The sequence below is a fragment of the uncultured Gimesia sp. genome (genome assembly GCF_963976445.1).
Lineage (GTDB): Bacteria > Planctomycetota > Planctomycetia > Planctomycetales > Planctomycetaceae > Gimesia.
Genome location: NZ_CAXBKP010000020.1, coordinates 77598 through 93439, shown reverse-complemented (window position 1 = coordinate 93439; position 15842 = coordinate 77598). Strand labels below are relative to the sequence as shown.

Annotated in this window: 12 protein-coding genes; 8 read left to right on the top strand and 4 right to left on the bottom strand. The window is 47.9% G+C overall.

The window, feature by feature from the left end; all coding sequences use genetic code 11:
- Positions 1-418: 418 nt before the first annotated feature.
- The 4 genes from AAC022_RS19685 (at position 419) to AAC022_RS19670 (ending at position 4119) form a co-directional block, all read left to right on the top strand.
- Complete coding sequence (locus tag AAC022_RS19685) at positions 419-1096, top strand: OmpH family outer membrane protein (protein ID WP_339733732.1); 678 nt, start codon at positions 419-421, stop codon at positions 1094-1096.
- Positions 1097-1213: 117 nt separating this feature from the next.
- Complete coding sequence (lpxC, locus tag AAC022_RS19680; protein WP_339733731.1) at positions 1214-2095, top strand: UDP-3-O-acyl-N-acetylglucosamine deacetylase; 882 nt, start codon at positions 1214-1216, stop codon at positions 2093-2095.
- 84 nt (positions 2096-2179) lie between these two features.
- Positions 2180-3046, top strand: coding sequence for an acyl-ACP--UDP-N-acetylglucosamine O-acyltransferase (gene lpxA, locus AAC022_RS19675; RefSeq protein ID WP_339733730.1), 867 nt, complete (start codon positions 2180-2182; stop codon positions 3044-3046).
- Positions 3043-4119 (top strand): Gfo/Idh/MocA family oxidoreductase, encoded by a 1077-nt coding sequence (locus AAC022_RS19670; RefSeq protein ID WP_339733728.1) that lies wholly within the window; start codon positions 3043-3045, stop codon positions 4117-4119. Before lpxA ends, AAC022_RS19670 begins: the two co-directional genes overlap by 4 nt.
- 53 nt (positions 4120-4172) lie before the next feature.
- Here AAC022_RS19670 and bcp read toward each other — a convergent pair whose 3' ends face one another.
- Together bcp and AAC022_RS19660 are read right to left on the bottom strand one after the other, a co-directional pair.
- Positions 4173-4658 (bottom strand): thioredoxin-dependent thiol peroxidase, encoded by a 486-nt coding sequence (gene bcp, locus AAC022_RS19665; RefSeq protein ID WP_339733727.1) that lies wholly within the window; start codon positions 4656-4658, stop codon positions 4173-4175.
- Between the two features lie 181 nt (positions 4659-4839).
- The gene (locus AAC022_RS19660; protein WP_339733725.1) at positions 4840-6345 is read right to left on the bottom strand and encodes an endo-1,4-beta-xylanase; all 1506 of its coding nucleotides are present in this window, start codon (positions 6343-6345) and stop codon (positions 4840-4842) included.
- Positions 6346-6619: 274 nt separating this feature from the next.
- On the opposite strand from AAC022_RS19660, the gene AAC022_RS19655 reads away from it, so the two are divergent.
- The 3 genes from AAC022_RS19655 (at position 6620) to AAC022_RS19645 (ending at position 11709) form a co-directional block, all read left to right on the top strand.
- Positions 6620-7513: a phosphoribosylaminoimidazolesuccinocarboxamide synthase gene (locus tag AAC022_RS19655; RefSeq protein ID WP_339733723.1), complete on the top strand. Its 894-nt coding sequence runs from the start codon at positions 6620-6622 to the stop codon at positions 7511-7513.
- Positions 7514-7736: 223 nt separating this feature from the next.
- Positions 7737-9206, top strand: a complete 1470-nt coding sequence (locus AAC022_RS19650) for a serine/threonine-protein kinase (RefSeq protein ID WP_339733722.1) — start codon at positions 7737-7739, stop codon at positions 9204-9206.
- Positions 9207-9300: 94 nt separating this feature from the next.
- The gene (locus tag AAC022_RS19645; protein WP_339733721.1) at positions 9301-11709 is read left to right on the top strand and encodes a hypothetical protein; all 2409 of its coding nucleotides are present in this window, start codon (positions 9301-9303) and stop codon (positions 11707-11709) included.
- Between the two features lie 17 nt (positions 11710-11726).
- On the opposite strand, the gene AAC022_RS19640 is transcribed toward AAC022_RS19645, so the two are convergent.
- Complete coding sequence (locus tag AAC022_RS19640) at positions 11727-12941, bottom strand: SGNH/GDSL hydrolase family protein (RefSeq protein ID WP_339733720.1); 1215 nt, start codon at positions 12939-12941, stop codon at positions 11727-11729.
- 218 nt (positions 12942-13159) lie between these two features.
- On the opposite strand from AAC022_RS19640, the gene AAC022_RS19635 reads away from it, so the two are divergent.
- Positions 13160-14137, top strand: coding sequence for a ThuA domain-containing protein (locus AAC022_RS19635; RefSeq protein WP_339733718.1), 978 nt, complete (start codon positions 13160-13162; stop codon positions 14135-14137).
- Between the two features lie 68 nt (positions 14138-14205).
- Here the strand turns inward: AAC022_RS19635 and AAC022_RS19630 are convergent, their stop codons facing one another.
- Entirely contained in the window at positions 14206-15765 is a 1560-nt protein-coding gene (locus AAC022_RS19630) for a TrkH family potassium uptake protein (RefSeq protein ID WP_339733717.1), read from the bottom strand.
- Between the last annotated feature and the right edge of the window lie 77 nt (positions 15766-15842).

The window sequence follows — 15842 nt, the reverse complement described above, 5'->3', positions numbered from 1 at the left end:
GCGGTAGAGTTTATGAAAGAGGGGCGTTTAATAATCGAATTGAAAATTTATGGCAAGCCCAAAAAATCGTTTTGAATCCGAAAGTCCCGTTTGTGTCTTGTCAAATTGATCCGAAAGCGTGTGAATTAATTCTAAATGAACCAATTCTTGGGAAAATAGAATGTCAAAGCTTGGTTTTTCGTATTGACGTAAAATCCAAACTATGCAAAATTATCGTTCTCTCAGTATGGTCAGTAGGTTTCATATGACATGATTTCTTCAGCGCTATACAAGGTAAAGCAACATTTCCAAAAGATTTTGATCAAGAGTTTGTTTATCAGAGGCTGGGATCAAATTCGTCACCAAATCAAGAAAAAAGTTAATTTCGTTTGATTGCCACTACGGAGAGTGGTTCATTCTGCAAAGGAGTGCTTCGGTCGTGAAAAAATTAATTACATCAGCTACGGTTATTGCCATCGCCGGTTGTGTTACCTGTTTCACTGAAACAGTGTCTGCACAAACCCCCGCGCCGGCTAATGCCAAATCATCAGTGGAACACAAAGTCGGTCTGATTGACATGGCGCATGTGTTCAAGAACTACACGAAATTTTCAGCGTTGCGTGAAGAGTTGAAAACAGAGATCCAGCAAAGTGATGGCAAAGCCAAAGCAATGGCTGAGCAGATTCAGGCTGTGCAAAAAGAAATGCAGGATTTCAAGCAGGGGAGCCCTGAGTATCTGGCTCGCGAAAAACAGCTGGCACAGGCTGCTTCTGATTTTGAAGCATTCCGAAAAGTGGCACAACGTGACTTTCTGCGAAAAGAGTCACGCATCTATCACACCATTTATATGGAAGTGACAGAAACCGTCAAGAAGTATGCCAAGATCTACAATTACACTTTGATCATGCGGTTTAATCGAGAAAATCTCGATACCGATGATCCAAAGAAATTGATTCAAGGCATGAATCGTCAGGTTGTGTTCCATCGTGCCGATGATGACATCACACTGTCAGTTCTGGATTATCTGAACCGAAGCTACAAGCCAAGTTCAGGTGGTTCTTCTATCGCTCCAACTCGTTCGACAACTCGTCCGACGCCAGGTACGAAAACTCGCTAAACCGAATGCTTGGTTACCACTCTCAATGGATGTAGTGCAGGTGTTCTGACCTGCCTGCATCCTTTTTGCGGTTGTTTCAGCGTAGTAGATAATCTCCCGCCCTCGAAGGAGTAGGCAATGCGAACTCGGCATCAGAGAACGCTGGCCAGATCATTAGAATGTAGCGGAGTTGGGATTTTTACCAACTCGGATGTCAAAATTCGTTTCTGTCCGGCTCCGGAAAATCATGGGATTCAGTTTGTCCGAACGGATCTTAAAGGTTCTAAACCGATTCCTGCTTTGATTGAATATGCTGTATTCAAGCAGAGACGGACGGCAATTGAATTCCAGGACGCGTCGGTCGAAATGATCGAGCATGTCATGGCCGCCTTAGCGGGATTGCAAATTGATAATTGCCGCATCGAGATCAATGCGCCCGAGTCTCCCTGTTTTGACGGTTCTGCACAGGAATTGTCTCTGGCATTGCTGGATGCAGGTATTGTAGAGCAACCGTTCAAGCGAGAGGTAATTTGCATCGAAGAGCCTCTGACCGTCGAAGACGAATCGGGAAGCTTCATTCAGGCCAAGCCGATGAACCGTTCGGTGTTGGCGATTGGCTTTTATCTGAATTACGGGGAAGATTCACCCGTGACACCACAGTGTTTAACGCTGGAGATCAATCCTGAAACCTGGATGAATCAACTGGCATTTTCACGAACTTTTGTTCTTGAAGAAGAAGTAGAAGCGATGCGTGCCTTGGGTTACGGGCAACGTCTTTCAACAGAAGATTTACTGGTCCTGGGACAACAAGGGCCGATTGGGAATGAATTAAGAACACTTGATGAGTGTGTTCGTCACAAAATATTAGATTGCCTGGGTGATTTTGCTTTGATTGGTTGTGATCTGCACGGCTATTTCAGTGCGCATCAATCGGGGCATGCTTTAAATCGAGAGTTAATCAAAAAAATTAAATCGACGCATCGTTCTACTTTGTCTGAAACTGTTTTGAACGTTGCTTGAAAATGCACTTTTCGGCTGCTGTTCAGCAGTCATTTATTCATACACTGGTACGTCATTGACTGCAAATTTATTAGGATGTCGAACATGCCGACAAATATTTCAAATCTTTCTTACGTCGATCCTAAGGCAGAGATCGGGGAAGATGTGACAATCGGTCCCTTTTGCAACATTGGGCCGGATGTAACCATTGGAAATGGTTCTGTACTGGATAGCCATGTTACCATTACCGGGCATACAACCATCGGAGAACGAAATCGTTTTTTTCCTACGTCGGTGATTGGTACTGAGCCGCAGGATGCAGGATATTCGGGTGCTCCTACACGAGTAGAAATCGGCAATGATAATCTTTTTCGGGAAGGTAGCACCGTGCATCGTGCCGCAGAAAAAGAGGATCATCTAACTCGTATTGGAAACCGGAATACCTTTCTCTGTAATTCCCATGTAGCACATAATTGTCGTGTGTTTGATGATGTGACGCTGGTCAATGGAGTGTTACTCGGCGGCCACGTGCATGTGCATGATCGGGCGATTATTTCGGGGAATACCGTCATACATCAGTTTTGTACTGTCGGGACGCTCTCTTTCATCACTGGGGCATCACGGGCGACTGTAGATGTGCCTCCCTTTATGATTTGTACCGGCGCGGACGACTTCCGAATTCGTACCGTCAATATTGTGGGAATGCAACGAGCCGGGATTTCTGAAGACTCCGTTGCAGTCATCCGCAGAGCACATCGATTGATGTATCGGAAAAATAAAAAGCTGGATGAAGTGCGAGACATTTTCAGTGAGGAACTGGAAGGTGTGGTTCCAATGGCTTTGCAGACCCTGTTCAATCATTTTGAAGGAATCAAGGGGAGTAAAGCAGGTAGAGGTCGCGAAGAAGCAGCTCGGAATGCGAAATTCATTCCTGAAGAGAACGATCAAAATTCAACACGGAGAGCAGCATGAGTTTAATGAATGTGGCGGTAGTCGGGGTAGGGGCATTAGGGCGTCATCACGCCAGGATTTTAGCCGGACTGGAAGGCGTGAATCTCGTTGCCGTGGCAGATACAAACCCGGAGCAAGGTCAGGCGGTTGCAGAACAGCATGGCAGTCGCTGGGTTGCCGATTATCGTGATTTGTTTGACGAAATTGATGCCGTTTCGCTGGCTGTTCCCACACACGTTCATCTGGCGATCGCCAGTGAATTTTTATCCCGCAAGATTCCGGTTCTGGTGGAAAAACCGATTGCCTGTAATCTTGCGGAAGCAGAAGAGCTGGTGCGGATAGCCGAAGCACATGACACGTTACTTCAGGTTGGGCACGTGGAGCGGTTTAATCCTGCGACACAAGCAGCTTTTGAACGTTGTTCGAACCCGCGGTTCATTCGGAGCGAACGCGTCAGTCCTTACACATTTCGCTCGACTGACATCGGCGTGATTCACGACTTGCTCATTCATGATATTGATCTTGTGCTGTCTCTTGTAGACTCAGAAGTGAAAAGTGTGGAAGCCTTTGGTGTTTCTGTGATGGGAGAGCATGAAGATGTTGTTCAGGCTCGCTTACGCTTTCAAAATGGTTGTATCGCCGATCTGGCAGCGAGTCGGATTTGTCCCACAGCCAAGCGGGAAATGCAGATCTGGGGTGCCTCGGGTTGTGTGACGGTCGATTTTACCAGTCGGGAAGTTACTTCATATCAACCATCGGAAACGCTGCTGTATGGAACGCCTCCACTGGAGCGTGCCAGAAAAGCAGGCGCGAACATTGAAGCGTTGAAGCAGGATGTGTTTGGCACATTTCTGAAAGTCGATTCGCCGGATGTTTCCTCGGCAGATGCGTTAACAGCCGAATTGAGCAGTTTCGTTGAAGCAATTCGGACCCAGTCTGACCCATTGGTCGGAGGCCAGCAGGCGCTGCGTGCGATGCAGGTTGCAGACCGAGTGCTTGAATCGATGAACTGTCACGAGTGGGATGGAAGCCAACAGGGAGCAGTGGGTCCGTTTATCCAGGTTCCTGCAGAACAACGCCGACTGGCTGGTTAATCCAGCCAATCGGTGTGAGCGATCTTAGTTTCGTGTTCGTGTCAAAAGTGAATTCAGCCTAGCTCTTTCAGGGCTTCCGCGACTTCTTCGGCATGTCCATTGACTTTGACTTTCGGCCAGGCAGCAGCAATTTTTCCCTCCTTGTTAATCAGGAAGGTGGAACGTTGAATGCCCATATATTTCTTGCCGTAATTCATTTTCTCAACCCACACGCCGTACTTTTCCGCGATCTCGTGATTTTCATCGGACAGCAGAATGAACGGCAGTTCAAATTTGGTTGCGAATTTTTCGTGTGATGCGACGGAATCGGGGCTGATTCCCAGAATCACGGTGTCGTTTTGTTTGAAGGTAGCGACCCGATCCCGAAAATCGCAGGATTCGGTAGTGCAACCTGGTGTGTTGTCTTTGGGATAAAAATACAGCAGCACATTTTTTTCATCCTTGAACTCGCTCAGGCGAATTTTTCCTTCAGGGTAAGCGGGAAGAAAAAAAGCAGGAGCACGTTTGCCAACTTCAGGCACTTTGCTTTCAGCAGCCATTTTAGAATCCTTCAAGTAGTGGGGTAAGACGGAACAGAAGCCGTTGGAATTTGCGTGGTGAAAACATCCTGAAGACGGTTCAGTGTTTCGTTTAAACAATGCCTCACGCAGCTACATACTAGCAGGCAGCCTGTCAATTTTCGACTGTGGGTGGCTTCGACAGGATCGGGAAATATCGAATTCAAGATCGCCAGTATTGCTGGTGATATTTGGCAATCACGTTCAAGGCGGGTTTGGGCTGGCCTTCGAGGTTGATCAAGCCGGAATGCGGGAAACGCCTTGCGTCTTGATCTCGAAATCGGGACCAATACACGCCCGTCACAGCGGGTTTGGCCAGGAGCAGGGGAAGGTATAAATCAATCCATTCTGCCTGTGCTGCTTCACTCCAGTTTGTTTTCCACTGGTTTGCTTGAACTTTCGAGATGCCAGGATTTTTCTCATCGATAACGCTGTCATCGCTGGGGAATGCCAGTGTGATGTGTAACGGCAGATTGAGAGTACTCCATTTATCAATCAGTTTGGAAATATCCAGTAAATCGTGGTGATGGGAACCATTCGGATGGTAGCCAATACTGAACTCAAGATCGATTCCAGAAAGGCCAACTCCCAGCCGATCAATGGCATCAACAAACTGCATGGGAGATAACTGATGCTGCCCTTTAGACAGATAATCACCCCAGGGTTGTTCCACTCGGATGAAGCATTGAATGGAATCGTCGGTCTGTTTGGCTACTTCAATTGCCCGTGCTGTTAAGGTTAATCGTGTTTCTTCGTTGAGCCCGAAAACGCCACCGGTATTCATGGAGGAAACCAGAGTCCAGGTTCTGATACTGCCCGTATATCGCGTGATGGCGGTTTCAATGAAATGTGAAATGATGCTTTGGAAGTTGACCATATCCAGCTTCCAGGACTCAAGCCAGTCGGGCAGACCTTGTGGGGCAAAGTCGAGCAGGCACCCGCCGCGAATCAGGAGATGGTTCTTTTCACACCAGTCAACCTGCTGGTCGCATAAATCCCAGTTCTGATCTCCTTCATAAGGCTCGATCATTTTCCAGTTGATCAGATCCATGTTAGCAGCATCGAAAGCCTGGCAGATCTGCTGGGTTTCTGGTGCATTGGGAATCAACTCACCCAGGTTGCAGCCAAGTGAAACAGGCAGTTTCATTGACTGTGCCCGCTGATGCAGAATTGTTAAACGCTGGCGTGCATATATTTGAACCAGCATTTCTGCGGCTGCATGTGCTTTCTGTATAGCGACTCCGGCAAGATCGGAGCATTCTTCCAGTTTGTCCTGGTTGACTGCTGCCTTCGCGAACGCTGAGAAGGCTTCATTGTGCAGTTTCCAGAGTTCATCAGGAATATTCAATCCGGCGATTTGCCAGGCACTGAGTTGGTCTTTCAGTGTCGAAATTTTTCCGCGGGCTAATTCCAGTAAGAGAACATAAGGTTCTTCCCGTTCTGACAGAGAAGCGGTTCTGATGACAGGGCGACCAAAATCGGTGATTTTCCAGACGATGTTCAGCTTGCAACTTTGTGAAGTCTGACGGCGAAACGTCAGCAGGTTCCCATCAACTTCCACGCGCGTAGGAAAAACGCGACCGTCAACTGCGTTCAGGTAAGCACGGTGAAGATCAGACCAGTCTTCAGGAACCTGAGAAGGTGCAATTAAAAAACGCAAGTTGCCCATAAAACGGGTCGCAATCGTTATCTGATTTTTTGAGTAAGTTGTTAACTTCAGGCCTTATCATCCATTATCGCCTTTAAGGGGCCGCAGGCAAGTGTAGACTCGTATGTATGTACATTGAAACGAGATACATGCTCGAGTAGGCAGGAACCTGACGGTCACTCATTTTGTGCGGGATTTAGCGGTTATGAATTATCGTCAATTGTTTAGCAGGCTGCTTCTCGCTAAACTTCCAGTGTTCAAATTCATTGGATTTTAATCATGGTGGTTTCAGTTTATGGCTTCTGCAGCGCTTATTGAAAGTTCGCTTTCCGGAATCCCTGTCAAACGGGGTAAAGTTCGCGACGTATACGACTTTGGGGACCGATTGCTGTTTGTCGCCACAGACCGCATTAGTGCGTTTGACTGGATTTTGTCTCCCGGGATACCGGATAAGGGCCGGGTATTAACTCAGATTAGCCGGTTCTGGTTTGAAGAACGATTTGAGGCGATTCCCAACCATTTGCTGAGTATGAATCCTGCTGATTTACCGCTTCCCGACGATGCTGACCTCGATGCTCTGAGCGGCCGATGTATGGTTGTCAAAAAAACGGAAGTGGTCCCGTTTGAATGTGTCGTTCGAGGGTATCTTTCGGGCTCTGGCTGGAAGGATTATCTGGCGACGGGGGCCGTATGTGGCATCGAATTACCAGAGGGATTACAGCAAAGTGATCAGCTTCCTCAGCCACTCTTTACGCCGGCAACGAAAGCGGATACAGGACACGATGAAAACGTTTCTTTTCAGATCATGAGTGACGCTATCGGACAGGAGTTGGCAGACAAATTGCGGGATTTGAGCATTCAGATTTATCAGCAGGGATCTGAATACGCACAGCAGAGAGGCATGATTCTCGCAGATACGAAATTTGAATTTGGTATTCTGGACGGAGAACCGATTCTGATCGATGAGGTTCTCACTCCCGACAGTTCCCGTTTCTGGCCTGCCGACCTGTATCAACCCGGTGGCCCTCAGCCTTCACTGGACAAACAGTTTGTGCGTGACTGGCTGGAGTCGACAACCTGGGATAAAAACAGCCCACCGCCTACACTTCCGGAAGAAATCGTGTTGAAAACACGTGAAAAATACTTTGAAGCATTCCGGATGCTGACAGGGAAAGAATGTACCTGGTAGACAAGTCAATTTCTTCGCTGCTTTTGCAGGAAATTATGGCTATTCAACATGCATCTGCTTATACTGGGCGGTGCAGGTTTTTCTGAATCAGGGGCGCAGTTTCCATTTGTTCCCGGTTCAATTCTTCATCTCTATTATCACCTGCAACATGTAGTGAGCTTTGCACTTATATTCTTTATTTACACATGGTTTTTCTCTGCGGGCTTAACAGGAGAATGGAACAATGTCTTCATCAGAAGCCTCGCCTCAAAAAGGGGCATCATCCACGAATAAAATCACTCATCTAGGTGAGTTTCGGCTGAAACGCAAGCTGGGCGCCGGCGGCATGGGCGATGTCTATCTGGCCGAGCAGGAGAGTCTGGATCGTAAAGTTGCGATCAAAACATTGAAGAAAAAATTTGCCAACGATCCTAAATTTGTAGAGCGATTTTATCGTGAAGCCAAAGCGATGGCCAAGCTTGACCATCCGAATGTGGTCCGCTGTTACGCTGTCGGCGAAGATCGTGGATTTCATTATGTTGCCATTGAATATATTGATGGCAAGAGTATGCAGGACTGGATGAATGAACTCAAACGACTTTCTATCGGCGATGCGACATTCATTATTCTGGCCTGTCTGGATGCACTCTCTCACGCGCATGAGTCAAAGCTGATTCATCGAGATATCAAACCCGATAATATTCTGGTAACCAGCAAGGGAGTCGTGAAGGTAGCCGACCTGGGGCTCGCCAAAGCCGTTGATGAAGATAATTCGATGACACAGAGTGGTACGGGACTGGGAACGCCACTTTATATGCCACCCGAGCAGGCACGGAATGCCAAGCACGTCGATCACCGGACGGACATTTATGCATTAGGGGGAACCTTTTATAACTTTCTGACTGGCAAGTTTCCTTTCACCGGGGATTCGACCCTGGAACTGATAATGGCCAAGGAGTCCGGGAAGTTTGAGTCTGTACGAAAACTCAATCCGGACGTTCCCGAAAAACTGGATCTGTTGATTGAAAAGATGATGGCAAAAAATCCGGATCATCGATTCAAGAATTGCGCTGAGATCATGGCTTTGCTGGAAGACATGGAACTTGAGTCACCATCGCTTAGCTTTATTGATGGTGAAGCGGCATCCGGTGTGTCACGCGCCCGCCGCAAAGGCAAAAGTAAGATCTCTTCGGCGGCCGCTCCGAAACGGAGTGGCGGGCATGAAATTTCCTCTGCCAAAGATGCAGAGCGATCAGCCAGTAAAAACAAGAAAGAGGTCGTGGAGCAACGGGTCTGGTTCATTCAGCATCAGAACGCGGCTGGTAAAACGATGGTCAGCAAGATGACGGTTGCGCAGATCAAACAGGGAGTGAAAGCCGGGGTGATCAACACGACTGCAAAGGTCAAAAGAACTGCTGAGGGTCAGTTTATCTCGCTGGCACAATGTCCGGAATTCGATTCGGTAATGCAGGTTCGCTCGATCAAAGACAAAGCTGATGCGCGTGCGACGAATATGGAAGATAAAATCAAAGAAATCAGCCATGATTACGACCGTAGGAATCGTCGTCGGTTTTTCAAGAATCTGGCAGAAGGGACCTGGGGCTGGATTACCCTGATCATTTATCTGGGGGTCATAGCCGGAATATGTTACCTCGGTTATCTGTTTATTCCGGAATTATGGCGCTGGATTGCCGTAAAATTGAATTTATCCTGATTTTTTACCAATGAACGGATTCCGAAGGCGTAGATAAATCAGAGGGGCTTACTATTTCTCAAACTCTGACAGTCTGTATGTCGATGAATTCTGTATGACTGTACGATTATTTCCTGAATCCGTTTTCCGCTTTTGTTGTGCCACTTTTCGTTTGAAAAGAGCAAGTATCGCCGCGCTGGTTTTTCTGCTCTTGATCGGACAAGGGTTCGCTCCTACAGGGGGCGTTCGTGCGGGAGAAGTCGAGCTGAAACACGGCACTATTATTCATGGTGACCTGGTGCCGATTCTGGGACTGACGGATGCTTTGGCTGCCAAAATCGAGGGAGATTTTGATCCGAATGTGCCGGCACGCAAGATCGCAGGGTATCCTATTATCATGGTCGATAATGGGATGATTCGCTATTTCGTCTCGCGCCGGAATGTTGAACGCTTCAACCAAGACCAGGCATTTTTATCTGAGCAGGAGATATTTCCACTCAAACAGCAAGTCACTGGTCGCGGGCAGATGTTAAAAACAGTGGGTTCTTTCATTGATGTCACCGACTTTGACGAGTTCGGTCGGCGTACTGTGACGCTCAGTACGAATAAAGGCAATCTGGCATTACTACAGGGAGTGACCCAGATTACTCCAAAGTATCTAAAAGTGATTGGGCTAAAGCATCAATGGGAATTGGGAATTCGAACGACTTCTGTGAAGGAAGAATTGCTGGCTGCGATGTTAAAACAGGCCATTGATCCGCTGGAGCCTATCGATCGGATCGCCGTCGCTCGGTTTTATATTCAAGCGGGCCTGTATCTTCCTGCAGCTCAGGCATTTGCTGACATCGAAGACGATTTTCCCGAGTACAAAGACAAAATCGCTGCGTTCGTGAAAGAATTACGCACACTGCATAGTCAGCAACTGCTGAATGAACTTCAACAACGGCGAAAAGCCGGGCAGCATCGACTGGCACAGGAAGCGATTGCTAAATTTCCAACAAATAATATCAGCCAGTCCATCCTCAGACAGATTCGTGAAGTCGAAGAAGATTATCACAAACGTCAAGAACAGATCGAAAAAGCACAGTTCCGTCTGGGAGAACTTGAAGCTGAGATTAAGGATGAGAAAACCAGGAATCTGTTACAGGCGTACCGCCGCGAGGTCATCACGCAGCTTAATTTTGATTCGATCGATCGCTTGGCTGCCTTTCTAAATCTGGAAAGCGATGATTCGTTATCTGTTCAGGAAAAGCTGGCGATTGCCTATTCTGGCTGGATAGTCGGGTCCGCCCATGTGGTGACCGACCTGGATACGGCGTTAAACTTGTGGACCGCACGGGCACAAGTGCTGGAGTACTTACGCAACGAAGACGAGCATGAACGGGAATTCATGATTGGGACTCTCCAGAAGCTTGAAGGTGTTTCGACTGAGGTGGTCAAGCAGATGATTCCCCTGTTGCCACCGATTTTGGATGCTCCCGTACGTAAGAATGAAGATGCCTTTACGATTCAGGTAACCGATCCGAATGCCCAGGTTCCTGTATCGTACTCCGTTTTGTTGCCGATCGAATATAATCCTCACCATACCTATCCGATGATTGTCGCACTGCGCCCGTCACGCAAGACGGCTCAATTTGAATTGAACTGGTGGGGCAAGTACAAAAACGGTCCTGGTCAATCACAGCGTCGTGGTTATATCGTGATCTCTCCGGAGTATCTGCAGAAAGATCAAAAGAATTATGAGGATAATGTTGCGGCGCATTATGCGGTCATCAAATCAATTCGTGATGCCCGAAAACGTTTCAATGTCGATTCCGACCGCGTGTTTCTTGCCGGGCATGGTACGGGCGCTGATGCCGCTTTTGATATCGGCATGTCGCATCCGGGGCTGTTTGCCGGAGTGATTCCCATTGCAGGAAAGACCAGCGCGTTTAATCTGCACTACTGGCAGAATGCAAAAGATTTACCATGGTATATTGTGGGAGGCGAACTCGACCGCGATACGCTGGATCATAATTCCTTGGTCATCAACCGGATGATGCGCAACGGTCATGACGTGATTTATGCAGAGTATAAAGGCCGCGGGTATGAATCTTATTATGAAGAGATTCATAACCTGTTTAACTGGATGGAGCTGCAGCAGCGAGTAAAGTATCCGAAAGAGATTGAAGAAAATATTCTGCGTTCGACTGATAATCGTTTTTACTGGGTGCGTGCCGAAGATTTTCCGCCGCAGATGATGCGGCCCGTTGTCGTCAAAAATCAACGCATTAATCGCAAGCCCGTAACACTCTTTGTCAGTGTGAAAGAGGGGAATGTGATCTATGTCAAATCCGCAGGCAAGATCAACACGCTCTGGCTTTCTCCTGAAATCGTGGACTATGAAAAACGACTGGTTGTGCGGATTGGCGGCAAACAGAAGTTTAATGATTTTCTACGTCCGGATATGAAAGCGATGCTGGATGATGTTCGCAATCGGGGTGATCGACAAAAACTGTTTGATGTCCGCCTGGATTTCTTTTAGTCCAAATGTGATTATGATCAATTGCCCACGAAAGACATGATCCGCGCGGCATGTCCTTTTCCTGATTCTTTATCACTCAAGCGAATTTTCGCATGGTGCTTGCCCGGCTTGAGCTGGCTGTTAAAGACGACTGAACGCGGGTAGTGCAGACCTTTACTGTATTTGTGATACAGATCGAAGGATTGAAACGGCCCGCCATCAATGCTCACGTCCAGGGTTCCGGCATCAGGTCCAGCGACGGTGAAGACGCCTAGGGCGGTCCCTTCGAAATCGAGTTCCAGTTCCGCTCCCGCTTTCGTAGCACACAACATGGGAATACTGGTGAAGCGACTGCGTTTACTTCCGGGAATGGACTTCCAATCGGGGACTTCGATCGTCCAGCCCGAATTCAGCTTCGCATGTTTGACGTCAATCAGTCGCCCGTTACGGAAGCTGAAGGGATCAAGGGGTTTCTCGGGAGTCTCGTGTTTGGAACGTGCCCCTTTTTCTTGCCAGGCATTGGTGAGCAGTTTCTCAACCATTGCGGCACAGATCGCGTTTCCGAACGGAGCAGGGTGTGTGCCCCCGAATTGTTTCCAGGTCAGTTGATTTTCCTGAATGAGTCGTGCGACTTCACTGGCTAGATCGACGGTCGAAATCTGATAGTGTTTGGCGACGCGCTCGTGGCTGGAGCTGGAGAGTGGTTTCTTGTTTTGCTGAATGGTTTCCAGCATGGAAGGATTCACGAAGTGAACCATTACAATATCAGCATCGGGGTTGTGTCGGCGAATTTGTGCAATCACGCCTTCCATACCTCGAATAGCGGCTGTTTCTGAGTGGCCGGCGTCCTGGTCATCGTTGACAGCAAACTCGACGAAAAACAGATCCACGGGCCCTTGGCTTAAGACATCGCGATTCGTTCGGAACGCACCCGTATTGGAACAGGTGGAAGAGATGCCGGCATTCGTAAACTGGAATTTGGTTTCCGGGAATGCTTTCTCCAGGAATTGGCTGACCATCGGTCGGTAGCCGTTCATTTCGGTAATCGAGCCACCTAGAAAGGCAACATGTCCGGTTTTTTCTGTTTCAAATTTCTGCCTGCTGTTCTGGTAACTGCCTCGCTGATGGATATTCTGATCCGAAACAGCGGGGGTTTTCAGTGCAGGGTCGGCATACAGGTTTGTCTTGAAAGACAGCATGACCAATAGCAGGAAACTGGCAATCAGGCATATTTTTAATGTGTCATTTTTCATGTTGCTGCGAAACTCGATAAAAGAAGTCAAAATGGAAGGTGTTTTGAAATTTGAAAGATTTCGGATTGTTCCAGCATGCATAATCTGAAGGGCAAGGTCAAGAGTTCTCACGTTCAACAATTGATTTCGGGTCCCCTGTTCCGATACGATAGAGGTTGAATCGAAGTGAACCGTCATGCTTCATACATAAAAAGCCCTCAGCGTTGGCAGGAGTCTTCATGAAACCGTTGTCTTATTTTTTGATCTGTTTTTCCTCCTTGTTATTAGGATTTGCATTTGTGACAGAAACGCAGGCTGGTGAAAAACCGCATGTGGTGTTCGTAACTGGCGATGATGAATACCGTTCTGAAGAATCAATGCCGATGCTGGCGAAAATTCTGAAGCGGGATTATGGGTTCGATGTAACCATCTGTTATTCACTTGATGAAGCTGGCAATATTGCTCCAGGGAACCAAAAGTCAATCAGTGGCCTGGAAGCCCTCGATGATGCGGACTTGATGGTGTTATTTACCCGTTTTCGCGATTTACCGCCCGAGCAATTCAAGCACATTTTGAAGTATGTCAAATCAGGAAAGCCCGTTGTTGGTTTTCGGACGGCAACACATGCGTTCCTGTTCCGTGATCCGAAAAGCCCTTACAAGGACTGGAATAATAAAAAAATCGCCGAGCTCGTCGGTCAAAGGTGGATCACGCATCATGGTCACTTTGGTGACGGTCACGAGCATTTAACCGAAGTCACCATTGATGACGCTGCCAAAGATCATCCTGTTTTGCGAGGCGTGAAACCATACAAAACTTACTCCTGGTTGTACCACGTACATGGTGGCAGTGATGGTCATAAGCTGGCTGGTGACAGTCAGCCTCTTCTGACGGGGCATTCGCTCAAGTCAAATCATCAGATGAAAGGAAATTTGAAGAAGTTTCCGATGACCAATCCTGTTGCCTGGACGAAGACCTATGCAGGGGAAAACGGAACGAAAGGGCGTGTTTTTTTTACTACGACCGCACATCCCTTTGATTTCAAAGACCCCAACGTGCGGAAACTGTCTCTGAATGGCATTTTGTGGGCGCTGGGAATGGAAGACAAAATTCCTGCTCAGGGAGCCAAAACAGACTTCGTAGGAGACTATGAACCGAATAATTCCGGGACGGGACCTAAGAAATATAAAACAGGTCAAAAGCCCGAAAAACTATAATCAGACGGATTGCATTCGAAGTTGATGCAGAGAGCACGAGTCCGAAACAGGTTCGTGCTTTTTTTGTATCAGTAGTTTTTCCAGAAAGACGGAACAAACAAAACGAGAATGGCAAACAGTTCCAGTCTGCCCAGCAGCATCAGAACCGTTAAAAGAACTTTCCCCCCTAGAGTAAAGTCAGCATAGTTTTCTGTTGGCCCTAACTCTCCAACCCCCGGTCCGATATTATTTAGGGTCGCGACGACGGCGCTGGTACAGTCAATCAGTTTCTCTGGCTTATTCTTTTGCCATTCGGTATTCGGTTCGATGGCCGTCAGCAACAGGCTGCTGAAAATGAAGATCACCAGGACCAGACTGAAATAAACGGTGACATCGTTTCGAACGCTTTGTTCGATATTGGCCTCGCCGAGCCGTACGGGGCGAACCACATTCGGGCGGAATGATTTTTCGATTTCGAGCCAGATGATTTTCCCAAACAGCACGAAACGAATGACTTTGATACCGCCCGCCGTCGAACCGGCACAGCCGCCGACAAACATCAACAGCAGCAATAACATCTTGGAAGATTCATTCCAAGTGTCGAAGTCGCCGGTTCCATAACCGGTTGTGGTCATGATGGAGACGGCCTGAAATCCGGCATAGCGCAACGCATCAGGCAGGTTATCGTAAATCTGATTTCTCATCAGGTTGTAGGTCAGAAAAAGAATCGCGGAGCCCAAAATAATCAGGTAAGTGCGAAACTCAATATCGTTTCTAAGCGGGGCGAAAAAGTGTTTCCAGGAACGATCCTGCGAGCGAATATTTCTTAATGAAAGAAAGTAGAGTGAGAAGTTGGTGCCGGCAGCAACCATAAAGACGGCGATTGTAAATTCAATGAGTGAACTATTGAAGTAGCCGACACTGGCATTGTGCGTACTGAAACCACCGGTTGCCATCGACCCGAAACTATGGCAAAACGCGTCAAACACACTCATACCTTCCAGCCAGAGAATCAACGCTAGAACGAGCGTAAAAGAAACGTAGATAGTCCACATGACAATCGCTGACTCGCGCACGCGCGGTCGCACGGCTTCACTCGTCGGACCGGGGACTTCACGTTTCATCAACGCTTTTCCTCCCGCACCCAGATGGCTCAGAATCGCGACGAACAACACGATGATTCCCATACCACCCAGGCAATGAGTGAAGCTGCGCCAGAAGAGAACTGAGCGGGGAACCAGTGCCGGGTCTTCCAGTTCACGCAGCACGGAAGCACCTGTCGTTGTGAATCCCGAAATCGATTCAAACAGAGCGTCGGGAATCGTCATCGGGACTTCGGATGTGACCATGGTCCCGGAAAAAAGAAAAGGCAGGCAGCCAAGGATTCCCGAATAGATCCAGCTCAGTCCGACAATCGCGAGCGCTTCTTTTCTCAGGATCGTGCCATGTTCATTTCGTCCCACGAGATATAAAATGGAGCCAGATACGAGACTGCAGGCGATGGCGCCGCAGATGCCCCAGAAACCCGCGAATTCGAATTCGGTGGTTTCACCAAAAATAGGAAATGCCCAGGGGAGACTGAAGACCATCGAGGCTCCAACAAGCATTCCCACAAGACCCAATAAACGACAGAGAAGCAACCAATTCATTATATTTCAACTTATTGAATCTGTACGGAATTGAACGACTGGACTCTTCCCAAGTATTCGAGTTAAATAGAGGAAGT